Source organism: Acinetobacter sp. CIP A162 (genome assembly GCF_000367905.1).
GTDB classification, from domain to species: Bacteria; Pseudomonadota; Gammaproteobacteria; order Pseudomonadales; family Moraxellaceae; genus Acinetobacter; species Acinetobacter lwoffii.
Genome location: NZ_KB849159.1, coordinates 178,708 through 194,095, shown reverse-complemented (window position 1 = coordinate 194,095; position 15,388 = coordinate 178,708). Strand labels below are relative to the sequence as shown.

The following is a 15,388-nucleotide window of genomic DNA, read 5'->3' as shown; positions in this document are numbered from 1 at the left end:
AGGTTTTTTCATTACAGGACAGCATTATGTTTATTCATGCCGACTTCTCACAGCCCGTCATCATCAAGCCAGAGGATTACCATTGGGTGAAATCTCCAGGAGGTGAAGTCGATAGAATGATGCTTGATCGTATTGGCAATGAGAAAGCACGTGCAACTAGTCTTGTGAAATACGCGCCAGAATCTGCCTTTCCTGAACATCAGCATCCTTTGGGTGAAGAAGTCCTTATCTTGTCAGGCATTTTTACAGAGAATGCTGAAGATGATTATCCGGCAGGCTGGTATTTACGTAATCCCCATCATTCAACTCATCAGGTTTCCAGTAAAGCTGGTTGTTTAATCTTTGTGAAACTGATGCAAATGACCGAAAATGAGATAGAGCCCACCCGAATTAATACCAATGATCCAGCGAATTGGAAGCTTACTAAACATCGGATGAGATGCCCGTTATTTCAATCGGAACATGAACAGACCTATTTAGAAAAGCTAAAACCTGCTCAGATTTTCGAAGAGAAATCAGAACAAGGGATTGAAGTGCTAATTATCAAAGGTCAATTATTTTGCGGCACTGAAATATATCCCGCAGGTTCATGGGTCCGTCTTCCCATCAATAGTGCGGCTAAATTTCAGGCAGGTCTATCAGGCGCAACGCTTTATGTCAAAACTGGTCATCTACAGCATGCAATGGGCGTATGGGGAAATGAACAATAATGGGTTTTCAAAATGAGGCTGTCTCGTGTCTAGAATATTGAAAGCCATCCAATTACTACTTTTATAATCAATACAAAATGTAATGATATATCACTACATTTCTGATATTTCTTTTTTCATGTATGATCGACTAAGATAAATTCAGGGATAAGGTTATGTTTGAAACTATTGATGATTTAAAGAAAAAATTAGATCAACATCGCCCTCTTTCTCCATCAATTGTTAAAAATTTACAAGAAGATCTTATTGTCCGCTGGACCTATCATTCGAATGCAATTGAAGGCAATACACTCACCCTGCTAGAAACTAAAGTAGTACTCGAAGGTATTACTGTTGGCGGAAAGGCATTAAGAGAACACTTCGAAGCGATCAACCATAGAAATGCAATTTACTATGTTGAGGATATCATTCAGAAAGAGGAACCATTTTCTGAATGGCAAATTCGCAATATCCATCAACTCATTTTAAAAAATATTGATGATGATAATGCTGGCCGCTATCGCCAACAAAATGTCTTAATCTCTGGTGCAACGTCTACCCCGCCTGATTACACGTTATTAAATGACAAGATGGCTCAATTCGTAGACTGGTATAATAGTGAAGCACATAAGCTGCATCCAATTGAACGTGCAGCCAAAGTACATGCTGATTTTGTAGGTATCCATCCATTCATTGATGGCAATGGCCGTACATCACGTCTATTGATGAACCTCGAATTGATTAAAGCTGGTTATCCACCTTGTGTCATCACAGTTGAAAATCGTTTGGCTTATTATGAAGCTCTTGATCAGTGGATAGCTTACGGAAAAACTGAAGCTTTTATTCAATTGGTTTCGGATGCTGTACTTGAAGGATTTAAACCATATCAAGTGGTTTTAGGTCTTTAACTTACAATTTTATAAATAAAATTTAGATATTAATTTTCATATATCCATTGAGCATTCGGCCATTTTTTCTCATCAATAGATTGCTCAACACAACCAATAATTTCGCGTGAAATGATCCTAATATGCTTGGGAATATTTCTCGTAGAGTGCGTTGCTAAAGTAATCACACGAGAAAATGAGGGGTCTAAAATTGGAGTAACTTTAATTAATTCTGCCCTAAACTCATTTATTACAGAAACTAGGGGTAAGATTGTATAACCAAAGTCCTGGATAACTAGCTGTTTTTGTATATTCAAATCATCCAACGCTAAAAAAGCCCCATCGAACCTTTACGGCTGAATTTAAACATCAACTTATTCAGCAATGCCAGCAGCGGGACGAAAGAACTGGCTATTTGCAGGTTCACTGCGCAGTGGTCAACGAGCTGCAAACATCATGACCCTGATCCAGTCAGCAAAGCTGAATTGCTTGGACCCGTATGCCTATTTAAGTGATGTTCTGAAAAGGCTGCCGACACATAAAGTGACCCAGATTGAAGAATTATTGCCACACCGCTGGAAATCCGACCAAAATTAAAAAATAGGCATGGGATTCAGCGGACGCTTACCAGTGAAATCAGCTTATTAAAAAAATTAAAGGTATAGGTTTTCCCCAAGTTACCCGAACATCTATCCAAAAAAAATTCTGCAGATTTTTTTGAACATATAGAAATATATATACTTTCTGAACAGATCAATCACTAAAGTCATCATACTGTTTTAAATTAAGTTTATACAATTTATCCCAATCCATTTCTTGAGTTGGTAAAGGCTTTACTTGAAACGAGTTATAGCCTTTATGATGGGTAGCTTTATAGTTTTTAACAATATCGCGTTGGCTATTATAGTCCAAATGAATGTGCCCATTTTTTATGTTGTTCTTCGGTGTCGTAGAGTGAGGTAAAAGAGATGAGTAACACTCCCAACAATTACTAAAGCCCAAAATTTCCTGATTAATCTCATTAAGATGGATACGTTGATTTTCATCAAAGTCAACTAATTGAATGGTCAAGCGCTTGGTTTCAGGCTCCCTAGCTATCCAGATAGACATATTTGAAATATCAAAATGTTGATGCTTGCCTATATCAATATAAGAGTCACTAGGCAATCTGTTTAAACGTTTGATAAGAATGTTGCCCTGATCACGAATCATCAGATTTGAATATCGTTCAATTCGTGTAATGCCGTCATGACCTTGCTGTAGGTGTTCATAATCAATTTGAAAATGTTCAGCAGCGCGCGCGAAAGGTTTGGGAATGCATAGAATAATCAATACTAAACCGAATACGAACTGGCATTTATTATTCATGGTCAGTAAACCCTACCGCCTTGATTATTTGTTGAAAGACCCAGATATTATCTTGAGTGCCTTTGAATAAATGAGCATTTTTCCCTTCAGCAAATAACATTACATCTCCACCACCATGTGTTTCAGAACGGTCGAGTTGTACCCCAACAGCTTGTTGGTAATTATCATCAAATACCTGAGATTCAGTTACACTTTGCTGAATATTTTCTCTCTGCCTCTTACCATTACCAAAAACTAAGACGGTGTTGGTATTACCATTTACATCAAGTGAGGGAGCATGTAGTTTGCCATCTGCCATTTTTTTAGCTAAAGCATCTGGTTGTGTTGTTATTTGATAGTGATAATTTAAACCTAAAATACCTGGCTGATTTGGCGTAGTCTTTCCTGTTAGCGCATTGTAACCATTAAAAGTCATGACATGATCATGATCTGCAGTGACCACGATTAAGGTATTGCTAAGATCTACCTGCTGTATAGCTGCATGAATGGCATCATCAAAAGCTTTAGTTTCATGTAATGCGCGTTTGGCATTATTGGCATGTAAAGCATGATCAATACGTCCCGATTCCACCATTAAAAACCATCCACGTCCCTTAGACTGTGCTTCAAGCATTTGAATAGATTTTAAAGTCATTTCTGACAAACTAGGTTGTTCCACAATATTTTTATTGATTCGATCTAGGTCATAATGCAGATGAGACGTCGCTGAGAATAGCCCCAGAATTTTTTGATTCGGATTAGCGTGCTGAAGGGCGGATGCTGTTTCTACATATTGATACTTTTGAGTTTGCATTTCCTGAATTAAATGTCGTTGATCAGCACGGCCCTGTGGATTGTTGATAGCATGGTAAGGTGTCCAATGGTTACGACCACCCCCCATGAGTACATGAATCCCCTCTTTAAGTTTTGGGTTATACCCCAATCCATTTGGTACTGCCTGTACTGCAATATCAAACTTTGCATCACGATGACAAATATGAGCATAGGTTGCCGCAGGCGTTGCATGGGTTAACTCTGCAGTGGTCACCACACCAACCGCTTTACCTCGTTGTATTGCTAACTCTAAAAGAGATGGAACTGTTTGTTCAGGTATTCGAGGTTGGCATAAATTAATGGCGTTATGAATACTCTGACCATTCGCAAGTTTTAAATCTTTGGGTTCTTTTGCGAGAGTGCCTGTAGGCATGGAAATCACATCATTTTTGTTTTTTAAGCCCGTCATATAGGCACCCATAGATGGAGCACTATCTGTAGTTTGTGCATCTTCAGAATAAGTTTTAATGCGAGCACTATGTTTTAGGCGATCTATTGTAAGCTTACCAGCCTCACCAACTGCGTAAATCCGACTTGCGGTTACTGTCGTAGGTCCCATCCCATCGCCAAGAAAAAAGATAATATTTTTTGCAGGAGTATTAGATGGTGGATCAGCCATTACAGATGTACAGCCACATAATGAAATCAACAACATACTGAATTTAGATTTCATTTCTCAAATCCCATAATCTGATTAAGTCGATAAAAGACGTCAATATTTTCCAAACTACCTGAAAATTGATCTGAACCTTGACCTATTGCCCCTAGAAAAACATCTGTGCCACCATGGGTCTCAGAATCCTTAAAACCAGTTTGGATAACGGCCTCCTGCTGAAAATCATCTGCAGCTGCACCTGTACACCATCCCTGATAGGAGGGTGTATAACTAAATGTATAGGATGAGGTATTCATCACAGGACGACATTCATCATCATCACGTAATTGAGTTACCGAATCATCATTTCGATTTAGAGTTGGACGCTTTTTCCCATTGCCAAAACTAATGACTGGATAGGGATTACCATTAATGTCTCGTGTTAATCCATTTTGGTTTTTTACAAGTCCGAGTACACTAGTTTGCTGTCCTGGCAGATAAGGGCCAGTACGCTCTACATAGCCATTCAACATGAGCGTGTGATCATGGTCGGCAGTGATGATAATTAAACTATTTTCGAGCAGAGGATCTTTAATTTTCAGAAAATCAATGGTTGCCTGTAGTGTGTCATCTAGCGCAATCACATCCTGAAGTGCTCGTTTTGCATTGGTATCATGCAATGCATGGTCAATCCTCCCTCCTTCAACCATCAGAAAAAAACCCTTGGTATTAGATGAAAGCTTCTGTAAAGCTATTAAGGTCATTTCCTTCAGGCTAGGTTCATTTATCTGTTTGTTCTGACGGTCTAGATCGTAATTTAAGTGGGAGTCATTGAAGAGGCCTATGATTTTGCGCTGATCTGCAGGATCTAAACTGTTCAGTTGACTACGATTTTCAACAACTTGATAGCCCTGTTTTTTAAGTTCTTTTAAGAAATTACGACCATCTTGGCGTTTCCCTCCAGACTCTGTTGGCAGGAAGTGGCGTTTCCCTCCCCCAAGAATGACATCAATTCCATTTTTTAAACGCGTGTTGTAATTGCTATATCGATCTGCTTTTATCTTACTCGGTACCAATTGTGCAGCGATTTCATTTTCTGCATCACGGTGACAGATATGAGCATAAGTCGATGCAGGGGTTGCATGCGTCACTCGAGTTGTGGTCACAATTCCTGTTGCGTATTGGGCGGAAATTGCCTTTTCAAGCAAGGTTTCACTAAAAGCTTTGTTACGGTTTACTGGATCTGTATCACATTGCTGCTGTCCATTTTTTAGTTCAACGGCATTAGTTCCTGTTTGCATTGAAATGACTTCATTTTTCATTTTTACGCCGGTCATATAGGCTCCCATAGAGGGGGCACTATCAGTGACTTGAGCATTTTCTGAAAATGTTCGGACAAATGCTGTTTCTGGCAATTGATCAATGCTTAAACTTCCTGATTCACCGACCTTATAAATTCTTGCTGCAGTCAATGTCGTGATGCCCATTCCATCACCAATAAAAAACACTACTTGTTTAGGAGCTTTCACAGACATTTGACGACTAGAAACCTGTGTATCAGGAATGCCTTGGCAACCTATAAGCATACTGGTGCAGAATGAAACTCCTAGAAGTTTAAACGAGGACAGGTAATGCAAGGAGGTGAGCATATTTAGTGGCCTTTATTCAATTCGATATTCAAAGGTATTTCTAATTTTAGGTACTTCAACAGCCTGACCATTAACAATATGTGGCTGGTATTTGAACTGACGAGCCGCATTGAGTGAAGGGCGAATGAACACAGGATCACAGTCAGATAAGGCCTTAGGGTTAATAACGTGCCCTTGGGTATTCACGCTATATTCGATAGTACAGTTCCCTTCAAGTTCATTTTCCAAAGCACGCATTGGATAATCAGGTTTAAGCTTTGAAATCGGTTTATAGTTTTTCTCATCAAAGGTTGGAGGCGTTTTAACCTTTTCAGTCGCTGCAGGCTTATTTACAGGTGTAGCGGTGTTTGTTGAGACATCAGACTGGATGGGTGTAGGGGTAATATTTTTAGGCTCTTCAGCAGTGGAAGATATTATAGAAGCTGAATCATTAGTTGATGTTTTTTTAACAACTGCTTTGTCTAGGTTACTTGGTGAAGGTTTGTTTTGAGGTTGTGGCTTTGATGTCTGATTTGTTTTGACAGGTTCAGCCTGTTGAGGCGGTAAGGGCTGAACAGGGGTTGCTAAGGGTTGAGTCACTTTTGGTTCAGGTTGAGCGTGTTCAACTTGAGGTGAAGATACTGTAGTTTTGGGAAGCTGTACAAATTTAACCTGTACAGTTTTTGGCTCTACCTCTTTGATAGGACTATCAAAGTTCTGATTCAATAAACTGTAAATCACAGTTGCATGCAGTAGCGCAGTGATAGATAGAGCGACAGCAGAGCTAGAGTTGATCTGTGAGATACTGTTCACTGATCTTGCTCCTCAGTCACTAAGCCTAATTGCTCAACACCACTTTGTTGCAAAATACCAATCGTCTGAGCAACAAGTTCATAATTGGCAGTACTGTCAGCACGAATGAAAACTTGCAGGTCCTGAGGATTCTGTAACAATGGAGATAACTTCTCTTTCATTTCTGCCAAGTTGGTTGCCCGATCTGTCACTTGTTTTGTATCGACAGTTTCCCCAACATTCCAGTAGTATTGCCCTTCTTCCTGAATAGAAATAGTGATTACTTTCTGATCTTTAGGGGTGACCAATGTTTCTGCTTCTAGATTTGGTAAGTTCACTTTAATCCCCTGGGTGAGCATGGGTGCAGTGACCATAAAAATTACAAGCAGCACTAACATCACGTCGATATAAGGAACGACGTTCATTTCTGCGTTGAGCACACGCTTTTTCTGACGTTTCTGCATCTGTTGTTAATTTCCTGCTTGTAAAAAACGTAGCATTCGAGTTTGTAACGCATTTCCGAAACTGTAGTAGCTATTAGAAATTTTTTCTGCACGTGCGCTTAGGCGGTTATAGGCAATCACAGCAGGAATAGCTGCAAATAAACCAATGGCTGTAGCAATCAAAGCTTCTGCAATACCAGGAGCTACAGCAGAAAGTGTTGCTTGCTCAAGTTGTGATAGACCAATAAAAGAATTCATGATGCCCCATACAGTTCCAAATAAACCGATATATGGGCTGACTGAACCAACTGTCGCAAGAAAGCTCAAGTGCTTTTCCAGTTTTTCTTCCTGTTCCGTGACACTGCTTAAAAGACGACGCTCAACTTGATCCGTTACCTCGACTGATGAAACCGAAGTTGTGGCATTTCTGAGGGCATTAAACTCATCTAGTCCAGCTTGGTAGATTTGTTCTAAACCACACATTTTTTGTTCAGATTCTTCTACCATGCTAAGAGGAAATTGTTGTTGGTGGAAATGCCCTAAGAAAACTTTATTTGCTAATGCTTCCTGACGCAGTTTGATCCCCTGCTTAATAATGACATACCAACTAATGACCGATGCGCACAATAATATCAGCATGACCATTTGAACAAGTAAACTGGCATGGCTAATCAGTTCCCATACTGAAAGCTGTGCCGTAGTTGGATTTGACATAAAAACCTCAATAAAATCATAATTTAATTCGAATATAGGTACAGCACGGTGCACTGTACCTGATGAAAAGTGTTATTCCAGGCCTAAGGCTTGAGCAATCTTTTCCCATGCTACATACTTATAGTTCTGATTCCCTTCTGGCATCCGCTTACGACCATCTTGAACAACCAACATACCTTGCTTCCAGACCCCACCCAGATTTGCTGAAGTCACTTCCAGCCCATCTGTTTCAGATACAGCATCAATCTCTGAGTTCAAATTGGCTGAAATTTTAAATTTTCCACGTATTTGATATGGTGCTTTAGCGTCGACTACAACGTAACTATCATCTCCTTGACTAGAAATAACCAAATAATCGCGTACTTTCCCTTTATAGATTGCAAGTCCTTCAACATCTGCCTTTACATGTTCTCCAACGCTAATAACGTTTTGCAGATTGATATGCTGAGGATCATTGAGTTTTGTGGTCCAAACAGCTTTATCCTCTTCTCCTACATAAATACGATCATTTTCATCATCGACCACACAACCTTCTGGCTGTGATGTGACTTTGAATCTGAGCACCTCATGTGCAGTTAGACCTTTAGCGTTATTTTGAATTTTGTACTGTACAAAGGTTCCATTTTTATCATTTGGAATGGCAAAGGTTTCACCTTGTCGATTCTGATACATACAGAATCCGTATATATCCTGTAGGTCTGTAGGAAGTTTTCCTAAATCCTTAACTTGTCCCGTTTTTTGATGAATACTAAACAGATGCAAGCTGTTTTGATCACGATTAGTAGCAATCGCTAGATCTACTTTCTGTTGCCCAAGTTTGAAATTAGGTCGAATATCAACATTATTCAGACGTCCTACTTTCAAGTATTGCAACTGTTTACCTTGCAAATCATAGACTGCAAGCCCACCCTGCTTATCTGTGCCCAATACACGTGATAGATTAGGGTTTGTTGGATTAATCCAGATTGCAGGATCATCTGCTGCATCTCCACTGTTAGGCACCAAATCAGTTTCGACATCTGCTGGTAGGGCTAATACAGTCTGCGTAGAAGGCAGTTTCTGAGTGGTCCAATCAAGATCCAACATTTTGATTTCACCGTCTACAAGCAGGAGTTGTTTTTGATCTTGATTACCTTTTAGGTGAATACGTTCTGCCTCATCCACATTTTGTAAAGTGACTGGCGGAAGCTTTTCCCAAGATGTTCCTTTTATGCTGTAGCGGTAAAGGATCGCTTTTGACTCATCTATTGCTGCTAGTGCATTATCTATTAAACTCAGTCCACTGATATTCCCAAGAATAGAGCCATGTGGATCGTTTAAATCAACGGGATATCGGATGAGGTCTGCTTCAGGGTCTGCCTCATAAGACCAAATTCCTACGTTTTCTTCATTAATATAGAGCTTGGCATTATGGTCATCTACGACACAAAAACTACTATTAGGTGGCAAGCTCATTTTACGGATAAAACGAGGAGTAATTTGCGCTGAATCTTTGGACTGAATCATCCATTGCTCCCCAACCCCTTCTTCACCGATAAAGAAGCTATAAAGAGACTGATCAGAAGTAAGATATAGACAATTATCTTCAGTTTTAAACTTACGTACAGGGAGATAGGTAGGTTTTGCCCAGGTGCCTGCTTTAATATTAAAATTAAAAATTACAGGCTGCTGTATAGAGAGATCTGTAGTCTGAATAATGAGCTGATTATTAATTATTCGATAATCAATTTTACTAAAAGAACCAGGAATATGCTGTACACGTTGACGGTCTTTATTCCACAGGCTTAAACCTTCAATTTTACTAGAAGTAATCACCTGAGCATCTGAACCTATGATCTCGACCCAATGAGCATCCTCTACTTTAATAGGTAATTTAAAAACTTGATCAACTTGAAGAGCGGGCTGATCTAGTTCTGAAAGGATATGCTCAGATTGCAGAGAGCTGCTGATATGTTTTTGCTGAGTTGGACTAGTGGATACACAGCCAGATAAAGTCAAAAATGCTGCACAAAAAGCGCTCAATTTAAAAAGTGTTGTCATGAATTTTCTCGAAATAAAAAGCACCCAAAGCCAATCTGGCTTTGGGTGAGCTAAAGGCTTAGAAGTGTGTGAATTTCAGACCAACTTTATAGCTTGGACCGTATTCTTCATATTGAGCGTTATAATTACGGTTGCTGTTATAGTTGTAATACACTTCATCAGTAAGATTCTGAGCATTAAAGAACAGTTGCATATTTTTGTTAAAATTCACATGTCCACTAAAATCAAGAAATACTTGATCATCGGTATATAAATCTTTCTCAGGATCATCGACATCCGAAACTTCATTGAGATAACGTGATTTATAGTTGGCCGCAAGACGTAGGCCGAACAGATCATTTTCCCAACCAATCATGGCATTGCCTACAACTTTGGATTGGTGTGGAAAGTTAATGGTTCTGGTCATTAGTTCACCATCTACCATGCCATCAATATCTGCTTTAGCACGGCTGAAAGTACTATTTAAGCCAAAGATAAAGTTGTTCCATTTTTGGCTATAACCCAGTTCTACACCATAAATTTTAGCAGATGAGCCGTTTTTGAAAGTTAGTGCCTCATCAAAATTAGCCCAGTCCCCTGTACCTGCTACATTGGAGTTATAAATAAAGTGCTCAATATCTTTATAAAATGCATTCATGGAAATAATGCTGGCATCACCCAAGTATTTCTCTACACCTAAATCAAAATTTGAGGCTTCAAGTGGCTTGAGATTTGGATCACCAAACTCAGCTTCATCGCCATCAATGTAAATACCTGGTCGTGACTGTTCGAAGTTCGGACGTACCACGGTATTGGTCCATGCTGCTCTTAGAATGGCATCTGCACTTAACTGATATTTAAAATGTAAACTTGGTAACCAATGATCATAATCATTTTTGGTAGAAATATTGGTGGTTTCCCCATCTAAGATTCGATAGCCTTGAGTTTCAAAAGCAGTATCTTCATAGCGTAAACCCGCAATGACGCGTAAACGATCAAAATCAATTGTATTCATGAAATATGCCGCATGAATATCTTCGGAGCTTTTATAGTCATTAATTACGGATTCTTCATCATCAACCCAATCTTCTAGGTTCAATTGAGCCAGTTGATTATGGATTGGAGCACTAGACAACGTTGGGCCGAACTGTGCAAGTTCATAGTGACTATTTTGTCCAAAATGTGCAGGTAAAGTTTGTAAATCCTCTACTTTCCAGATATCTGTATTATTCGTTTTAGTTCGCTGACTGACTTTTGCACCAAATTTAAAAACAGAAGCATAATCTTTGATCAAATAGTCTCGGCTAAGATCAAACTTGGCATTTTTCTCTTTATCTTTGGCAGTACTTTTTTCCCATTCTACTTCATCAAGCTCATACTGTGCCGGATCATACAAGCTAGCATTACCTTTAACCACGGGGATACGTGTACTTGTGTACTCTACATCCTCAAACTCACCTGCAAACCCTGCTTCAGCAATCCCACCAGGATTCTTTTCTGATGCTTCACTGTAGCCCACTTGTGTTTCTAGTGTCCATTGGTCAAAACGATTTTTGCCACCTAGTACAAAAGATTTGATTTCCTGAGTTTCCTCACGTTCTTTTAAACTGCGAACTACCTCTGCATCACTTGGAGTATGCATTGCCAATGGGTCTGAAAACTCAACACCCATACCTTGACGCGTTTCATTGTCTTTAAAGCGGCTATACAATGTCCGTAAATAGTATTCACTGTTCTTATTTGGACGATAGTCAAAATTTAGTCCGGCACCAAGTCTCTCACGTTCAATATCATATTGACGCAGTTCAGTTTCTTCTAACAGGTGATCGTCCCATGCTCCACCTGTTTCAACGTTATCTGAGCCAAAAGTGCGCTCTTGCCAACTTAGTGCTGCCGCAATACCAAGATTGTCAGTACCCGAACCTAGACTAAACTTTTGACTGACCGCGCCTGAAACTTTAGGACTATACTCTTCACGTTTATCATCATAACCACCTTCAACCGCAGCAGTATAGAACAGACCGTCATGATCAAAAGCAGATAAACTCTCTACCTCAATTGTTCCACCAAGTGAATTTGCATCCATATCTGGGGTCAAAGTTTTAACAACAGTTAATGACTGTACAAGTTCTGCTGGCAATACATCTAGCGCAACTCCACGACGTCCTGCTTCTGGTGCTGGGACTAAGGTGCCGTTAATAGTGACGGTATTCAGATCAGCTCCTAAACCTCGCACAGTCACAAAACGACCTTCACCTTGGTCACGTTCTGTAGAAACACCAGGAATACGTTGTAGTGCTTCAGCAGCGTTGTCATCTGGCAGCTTCGCAATAGCATCGGCATGTACTACACTAGCTATAGAGTTTGATTTTCGTTGTTCTTTCAAGGCTTCATTAATACTTGCTGCTTGACCTACAACACGAACATATTCAGTTTTTGTTTCTGCAGCCATACTTTGACCAATAGCTGTTATACATAAAACTAAGGTAGTGACTTTAAAAGTGAAAGGTGTTTTTTTCTTACTGCGATGAGTGCTCATTTGTTATTTCCCCAAATAGCGCAACGGCTGTTTGTTGAGCACCTTAAATATGCATAATGACTGAATGATGACAGGAAAAAAATCTAAAAATCAGAGAATTAACTTTTTAGATCATTTTGAGCTAATTTGATGGGACTATATCTTTCATTGCTCAAGTAGACTGAACTAAGTGAATGTGAATTATAGAATTAAAAGGGAGTTAAGTAGATTTTTGATATTTATAGTGAGCTAATTTGAAAAGTGGAAGAAAATATATTTGCAATGAAACTGTCATAGAATGCTGATTAGCTTTATCAAAACAATAACCACACCCCTGCTATGTTAAAACCCTTTCTACACTATCCACGACACTTTTTATTGATTATCACTGTTGCTCTGATCTGCTTAGCTTCATTTATTTTTTTTGGTAGTTTCAAAACTCAAAATGAAATTCAGGTCATTGATATTCTTGGAGAGGGGCTGGCCTGTATACTCGTTTTATTATGGATTTATCTCATTCTTAAAAGTCGCCCGAGAGGATATGTGACGAGCTATTTTTACTGGGGTCTGGTATGTGTATTTTTAGCTTTATGGATGGATGTATTGGATGAATTTATATCAATACCCAAAACACTGATTTGGGATGATTTATTAGAATCTTTTACTACACCGATAGGCTTTGTTGTACTTACTGCAGCTATGATTAACTGGCACAAAGAACAATTGGTATTGTCCAAAAAGCTACAAACTAAAGAGCATGTATTTCGGGATCATCGTTTATTTGATGCAATTACCCCCTTGGCAGATGCTCAATACTTTAAACAACAATTACAATATGAAATAAGTCAGCAAAATAATTCAGAAAAAAGCATACATCTGATGATGATCAATCTAAAGAATTTAACTTTGATCAATAGACAATTTGGTTTTGAATCAGGTAATCAAGTGCTATCTATGATTGCTCAGACGATAAGTATGAACATAAGACCTTGTGACTTAGTTTGTCGTTTAGCAGGAGATAAGTTTATTTTGATGTTAATTGATTTGACAGAACTACAAGTCGAAATGATGGCTAGAGAATTACAAAAATGTATTCAGTCACAAATATTTTATACATCTGAAGATTTTCATAAATTTAAAATAGATTGCAGCTATAGCATTAGTCAAGTACATCAAGAAAATCCAGCTGTAGAAATTCAAAAACTATATAAACAAATCAAAAGTCAGCAGCATCGAAAGCTAAAAAATGTAAAGGTTTCGGTATGAGCTATCAAAACGATCAATTGATTTTACCCACATATCTGGCCCCTGCATTATTGATTGATTTGGCTGAGCAATACGGTGTAAATCCCAATATTATTTTAAAGGGAACGCCCGTTTTTCTTGAGAGTTTGATCACAGAGAATCATGCTGTAAGTTTAGAACAACTGATACAAATGATACGAAATATGCATGAGAGTATTACCCATCCGGAAGTTCAATTTCTGTTTGGGCAACGTTATATTGAAACTTTAACTCACCCTGCCTTAAATGCAATTGCCTACAGTCAGAATATAAAAGAAGCCGTACAACGCTATGTTGAATTTCATATATTCCTAACCCCATGGTGCATTCCCGTTGCATTTTATTCGGAAAAAAAGATCATTCTATTTTGGTTAAATAATCAGGAGATCCATGCTAATTATTTAGCAATTAGTGCTATGACCGCCCTTAGGGCTATTTTGATGAATAGCATGCAAGAGGAATTGAATATTACTTATAGTTTTGTAGGTGACGAGCCAAAATTTATCGAACAATTTTGGGAACATCTTGGAGATGACATTAAGTTTAACACCCTTGTCAATGCCATGCATATCGATATTTGTGAGAGCCAACAAAAACAGAGTTATCAAACTAGTGCAATGCGTCAAGCTTATTATCGACAAGCTAATTTGGTACAACAACAGTTAGGATTAGAACAGAGTTTTCTTCAAAAAGTTTATAATTTTCTTATTCGTAATATTCATCAAGTACCGAATCTTGAGGAATGTGCTGAATATTTTCAAATGAGTATTGCTAGTTTTAAAAGAAGATTACATAAACATCATACTAGTTATCAGCAACTATTAGACCAAGCTAGATTATTCACATCAATACAATTAAAAGAATTACATCATTATAGTGATGAGCAAATAGCAAACTATTTAAATATTAATGACATACATAATTTTAAAAGAGCATTTAAGCGTTGGAGTAGCCTAGTTACATTCTAAGTGAGCTACCTCTAGTGGGCTGGACTATCACCACCTTCCTAAAAAAACACCAAAATATCTCTCTTGTGATCATGGTCCCTTAATTATGGGTATTGATCTAAATGCCAAGGTTGAGCAGAGTCTAGAGCAAGGTAAATCAAGAGATGGCCGTTTGGGGTTATAGTCACTTCTACTACAGCCCCTTAAATAATTATATTTCTCTTTAAATGATGAACATAACTTTGAAATATAAAACTATTTATTTTGCTATAAAAAAACCACCAATAATGGCGGTTTTTTATCAATGACAACTTATGCGTCATGTGACGGTCACTTATCGTATTTTATAAGTTTGGTACTTCTTACTTTATTTTAAAATGATGTTTCTCAGGAATAAGTTTTATTTTTATCGATTTATAAAGTCGCTCTTCAGAATTTTCTGCTGATTTTGTCACTTTATCAGCAAATTTCTGATCAGACATAAGCATGGCATATGTTTTATAACCTATTTCAAGCGCTTGTGTTTTATTGCCTTCTTCTTCGAACTGTTCAATTAATTTGTTGATCTTTTTAACACTGATATCATTCATGTAATTGACTCATTCCCACTTGATTTTTACTTTAGGGTTGTATTGTTACAGTTTAGTTAAAATAAGTTTAAATCATTGCAAATGATTGTCATTTATACAAT

The 15,388-nt window shown here is 38.2% G+C and carries 14 protein-coding genes and 1 pseudogene; 5 read left to right on the top strand and 10 right to left on the bottom strand.

All coding sequences use genetic code 11. The features are described from left to right. The first annotated feature begins 26 nt into the window (after window positions 1–26). Both F995_RS07245 and F995_RS07240 read left to right on the top strand, forming a co-directional pair. On the top strand, window positions 27–710 hold the full coding sequence (locus F995_RS07245; protein WP_004646190.1) for a cupin domain-containing protein: 684 nt from the start codon (window positions 27–29) through the stop codon (window positions 708–710). A 155-nt stretch (window positions 711–865) separates the two neighbouring features. Beyond that, a complete protein-coding gene (locus tag F995_RS07240) occupies window positions 866–1,597 on the top strand; it encodes a Fic family protein (RefSeq protein WP_004646189.1) in 732 nt (243 codons plus the stop codon). A gap of 29 nt (window positions 1,598–1,626) precedes the next feature. On the opposite strand, the gene F995_RS07235 is transcribed toward F995_RS07240, so the two are convergent. Next, window positions 1,627–1,902, bottom strand: a complete 276-nt coding sequence (locus F995_RS07235; protein WP_016806891.1) for a type 2 periplasmic-binding domain-containing protein — start codon at window positions 1,900–1,902, stop codon at window positions 1,627–1,629. A 64-nt stretch (window positions 1,903–1,966) separates the two neighbouring features. Here F995_RS07235 and F995_RS07230 point away from each other — a divergent pair. Next, window positions 1,967–2,173, top strand: a pseudogene (locus F995_RS07230) (transposase domain-containing protein); the annotation flags it as partial. Between the two features lie 156 nt (window positions 2,174–2,329). Here F995_RS07230 and F995_RS07225 read toward each other — a convergent pair. The 8 genes from F995_RS07225 to F995_RS07190 form a co-directional block, all read right to left on the bottom strand. Further along, the gene (locus tag F995_RS07225) at window positions 2,330–2,944 is read right to left on the bottom strand and encodes a hypothetical protein (RefSeq protein ID WP_004646188.1); all 615 of its coding nucleotides are present in this window, start codon (window positions 2,942–2,944) and stop codon (window positions 2,330–2,332) included. After that, a complete protein-coding gene (locus tag F995_RS07220; protein ID WP_004646187.1) occupies window positions 2,937–4,430 on the bottom strand; it encodes an alkaline phosphatase in 1,494 nt (497 codons plus the stop codon). Before F995_RS07220 ends, F995_RS07225 begins: the two co-directional genes overlap by 8 nt. Next, entirely contained in the window at window positions 4,427–6,001 is a 1,575-nt protein-coding gene (locus tag F995_RS07215) for an alkaline phosphatase (RefSeq protein ID WP_004646186.1), read from the bottom strand. Before F995_RS07215 ends, F995_RS07220 begins: the two co-directional genes overlap by 4 nt. Window positions 6,002–6,013: 12 nt before the next feature. Next, window positions 6,014–6,793 (bottom strand): energy transducer TonB, encoded by a 780-nt coding sequence (locus F995_RS07210; protein ID WP_004646185.1) that lies wholly within the window; start codon window positions 6,791–6,793, stop codon window positions 6,014–6,016. Then, on the bottom strand, window positions 6,790–7,236 hold the full coding sequence (gene tolR / locus F995_RS07205; protein WP_004646184.1) for a protein TolR: 447 nt from the start codon (window positions 7,234–7,236) through the stop codon (window positions 6,790–6,792). Before tolR ends, F995_RS07210 begins: the two co-directional genes overlap by 4 nt. Before the next feature lie 6 nt (window positions 7,237–7,242). Continuing rightward, window positions 7,243–7,929 carry a protein TolQ gene (gene tolQ / locus F995_RS07200; RefSeq protein WP_004646183.1) on the bottom strand — a complete coding sequence of 229 codons (687 nt, stop codon included), beginning with the start codon at window positions 7,927–7,929 and terminating at the stop codon, window positions 7,243–7,245. A gap of 72 nt (window positions 7,930–8,001) precedes the next feature. Further along, complete coding sequence (locus F995_RS07195; RefSeq protein ID WP_004646182.1) at window positions 8,002–9,969, bottom strand: phytase; 1,968 nt, start codon at window positions 9,967–9,969, stop codon at window positions 8,002–8,004. Between the two features lie 58 nt (window positions 9,970–10,027). Next, window positions 10,028–12,487, bottom strand: coding sequence for a TonB-dependent receptor (locus F995_RS07190; protein WP_004646181.1), 2,460 nt, complete (start codon window positions 12,485–12,487; stop codon window positions 10,028–10,030). Window positions 12,488–12,844: 357 nt separating this feature from the next. Here F995_RS07190 and F995_RS07185 point away from each other — a divergent pair, with 357 nt between their 5' ends. Both F995_RS07185 and F995_RS07180 read left to right on the top strand, forming a co-directional pair. After that, on the top strand, window positions 12,845–13,732 hold the full coding sequence (locus F995_RS07185) for a GGDEF domain-containing protein (RefSeq protein WP_228127475.1): 888 nt from the start codon (window positions 12,845–12,847) through the stop codon (window positions 13,730–13,732). Then, a complete protein-coding gene (locus F995_RS07180; protein ID WP_004646179.1) occupies window positions 13,729–14,718 on the top strand; it encodes a helix-turn-helix transcriptional regulator in 990 nt (329 codons plus the stop codon). The genes F995_RS07185 and F995_RS07180 overlap by 4 nt, the downstream gene beginning before the upstream one ends. A 341-nt stretch (window positions 14,719–15,059) precedes the next feature. On the opposite strand, the gene F995_RS07175 is transcribed toward F995_RS07180, so the two are convergent. Beyond that, window positions 15,060–15,287: a hypothetical protein gene (locus tag F995_RS07175; protein WP_004646177.1), complete on the bottom strand. Its 228-nt coding sequence runs from the start codon at window positions 15,285–15,287 to the stop codon at window positions 15,060–15,062. Between the last annotated feature and the right edge of the window lie 101 nt (window positions 15,288–15,388).

Coding starts and splice junctions, on each gene's coding strand:
- F995_RS07245 (WP_004646190.1), top strand. CDS start 27: ATGTTTATTCATGCCGACTTCTCACAGCCCGTCATCATCAAGCCAGAG.
- F995_RS07240 (WP_004646189.1), top strand. CDS start 866: ATGTTTGAAACTATTGATGATTTAAAGAAAAAATTAGATCAACATCGC.
- F995_RS07225 (WP_004646188.1), bottom strand. CDS start 2,944: ATGAATAATAAATGCCAGTTCGTATTCGGTTTAGTATTGATTATTCTA.
- F995_RS07220 (WP_004646187.1), bottom strand. CDS start 4,430: ATGAAATCTAAATTCAGTATGTTGTTGATTTCATTATGTGGCTGTACA.
- F995_RS07215 (WP_004646186.1), bottom strand. CDS start 6,001: ATGCTCACCTCCTTGCATTACCTGTCCTCGTTTAAACTTCTAGGAGTT.
- tolR (WP_004646184.1), bottom strand. CDS start 7,236: ATGCAGAAACGTCAGAAAAAGCGTGTGCTCAACGCAGAAATGAACGTC.
- tolQ (WP_004646183.1), bottom strand. CDS start 7,929: ATGTCAAATCCAACTACGGCACAGCTTTCAGTATGGGAACTGATTAGC.
- F995_RS07195 (WP_004646182.1), bottom strand. CDS start 9,969: ATGACAACACTTTTTAAATTGAGCGCTTTTTGTGCAGCATTTTTGACT.
- F995_RS07190 (WP_004646181.1), bottom strand. CDS start 12,487: ATGAGCACTCATCGCAGTAAGAAAAAAACACCTTTCACTTTTAAAGTC.
- F995_RS07180 (WP_004646179.1), top strand. CDS start 13,729: ATGAGCTATCAAAACGATCAATTGATTTTACCCACATATCTGGCCCCT.
- F995_RS07175 (WP_004646177.1), bottom strand. CDS start 15,287: ATGAATGATATCAGTGTTAAAAAGATCAACAAATTAATTGAACAGTTC.